Below are 2,123 nucleotides of genomic sequence, written 5' to 3' on the forward strand. Positions count from 1 at the left end.
GCCCCTCGCGCAGCCGGCGGAGGATCGCGGTCAGCAGCCGCGACACGTGCATCTGCGAGATGCCCAGCTCGGCGCCGATCTCGCTCTGCGTCATCTCGGCGCCGAACCGCAGGTCCAGCACCTTCCGGTCCCGCTCGGGCAGCGCCTCGACCAGCGGCTTGAGCGACACCAGGTTCTCGACCTTCTCCAGGTCCGGATCCGGCGCCCCGGTGCGCCGCGCGAGGAAGGACTCGCCCTCCTCGTCGGCGGCGTGGTAGTCGAGCGAGGACGTCTTGTACGCGTTGGCGGCGACCAGCCCCTCGACGACCTCGTCCTCGCCGAGCCCGGTCTGCTCCGCCAGCTCCGCGACGCTCGGGGCGCGGCCGAGGCTCTGCTCCAGCCGCGAGCCGGCCTTCGCCAGCGTCAGCCGCCGCTCCTGCATCCGCCGCGGCACGCGCACCGCCCAGGAGGTGTCGCGGAAGTGGCGCTTGATCTCACCCACGATCGTCGGCAGCGCGAACGTGGGGAACTCGGTGCCCTCGCCGAGGTCGTAGCGGTTGATCGCCTTGATGAGGCCGACGGTGCCGACCTGCACGACGTCCTCGCGGGACTCGCTGCGCAGCCGGAAGCGGCTGACGGCGTAACGGACGAGCGCGAGGTTCAGCTCGACGAGGGTGTTGCGGACGTACGAGTACGCGTGCGTGCCCTCCTCCAGCTCCGCCAGCCGGGCGAAGAGGACCCGGGACAGGGCCCGCGCGTCGGCGGTGCTCGCCTCGCGCAGCTCCGGCAGCGGCGGCAGGTCCAGGCCGGCGAGCGGGTCGGCGTCCGGGCCCGCGGCGGAGCCGGTGCCGGGCCCTCGGTCGTGCGTCGCGATTGTCGTCATGGTGTCCCCCTGATGTGGACTTCTGCTCGACAGGCGTTGTGTGCAGCTACCCGTCATCACGGCGGCTATACCTGACCGTTACTTTGCGCCCGTAATCAACGTGACCCGACAACACCCCTTCCAGCTCGTATTTCTGCCTGCCCCTCGGCCATTTGCAGCACGCCGGAACCGGCTACGGCGCAGGGGGGCGCGCGACCCCCGGTACCACGCCCGGGGGCCAGCTCGCCCGCAGCGGCTCCGGCACGTGCTCCAGCGCCTCCCGCACGCTGCCGTACGTGGCGATCACGTCGGTGCTGCCCGTCTGCTCCAGCAGGTACGTCACCCGCCGGCCGACGGCGGCGAGCAGCAGCTCGCCGCCCTGCCGGCGCAGCAGCCAGCGCACGGCGAAGAGGCAGTTGAGGCCGCGGGAGTCGCAGAAGGTGAGCGTGGTCAGGTCGAGGACGACGTAGCGGTGCCCGGAGTCCACGGACGCCCCGACGGTGTCGAGGAACAGCCGCTCGCCGCCGTGGTCCAGCTCGCCGCCGACGCGGATCACCGCGCACTCCTTGCTGGAGCTGAGCACCTCCAGCGTCAGCCGGGCTGCTCGCATCGGCCCTCCCTGCGTCGCGCGGCGGACAGTACCGGCTCAGTTCACCACCGCTTGACCGCCCTGGCCGCCACGTGTCCGATCATGAGGTACACGACGGCGGCGATCCCGTAGTTGAGCATCACGCGCCACCAGTCGGGATCGACGGTGAACATGTCGCGGGACCAGCCGGCCAGCCAGCCGGCGAGGTCGTGCACGAAGTCCACGAAGTCGTTCGTGCGGTTCGCGTCCAGGATGAAGAGGAGGATCCAGAGCCCGATCACGAACGCTGCCAGATCCGCTATCGCGACGAGTACCGCCGCCGCACTGGGTCTGCTTCTGTTCGACATGGACGGCGTCTTGCCAGGTAACGAATCGGTAAACCACGCCGGGGTGCCGGGCCTTCGGCCGCGTACGCCACGGGCCGATCCGGCCGTACGCCACCGGCATGGCGGGGCGGGGCGCGGGCCGCGGCGCCGTGACAATGCCGCCATGAGCGTCGCCGTCTGCCTCTTCACCTCCGACCTGCGGCTGCACGACAACCCCGCGCTGCACGCCGCCGTACGGGCCGCCGACGAGGTCGTGCCGCTGTTCGTGGCGGACGACGCCCTCGCCCGCACCGGCTTCGCGGCGCCCAACAGACGGGCCTTCCTGGCGGACTGCCTGGCCGGGCTCGACGAAGGGCTGCGGGCGCGC

At 71.7% G+C, this 2,123-nt stretch carries 4 protein-coding genes; 1 reads left to right on the forward strand and 3 read right to left on the reverse strand.

From position 1 onward, the window contains the following. The 3 genes from H5J30_RS29145 to H5J30_RS29155 all read right to left on the reverse strand — a co-directional run. Positions 1 to 862: SigB/SigF/SigG family RNA polymerase sigma factor (locus H5J30_RS29145; RefSeq protein WP_181790266.1), on the reverse strand; the 862-nt coding region annotated here is incomplete at its 3' end. 172 nt (positions 863 to 1,034) lie between these two features. Then, positions 1,035 to 1,451 (reverse strand): STAS domain-containing protein, encoded by a 417-nt coding sequence (locus tag H5J30_RS29150; protein WP_181790267.1) that lies wholly within the window; start codon positions 1,449 to 1,451, stop codon positions 1,035 to 1,037. Positions 1,452 to 1,492: 41 nt separating this feature from the next. Then, positions 1,493 to 1,777 carry a hypothetical protein gene (locus H5J30_RS29155; RefSeq protein WP_027741427.1) on the reverse strand — a complete coding sequence of 95 codons (285 nt, stop codon included), beginning with the start codon at positions 1,775 to 1,777 and terminating at the stop codon, positions 1,493 to 1,495. Positions 1,778 to 1,919: 142 nt separating this feature from the next. Between H5J30_RS29155 and H5J30_RS29160 the strand changes: the two genes are divergently transcribed. After that, positions 1,920 to 2,123: deoxyribodipyrimidine photo-lyase (locus H5J30_RS29160; protein WP_181790268.1), on the forward strand; the 204-nt coding region annotated here is incomplete at its 3' end.

The organism is Streptomyces phytophilus, from assembly GCF_013870535.1.
Classification (GTDB): domain Bacteria; phylum Actinomycetota; class Actinomycetes; order Streptomycetales; family Streptomycetaceae; genus Streptomyces; species Streptomyces phytophilus.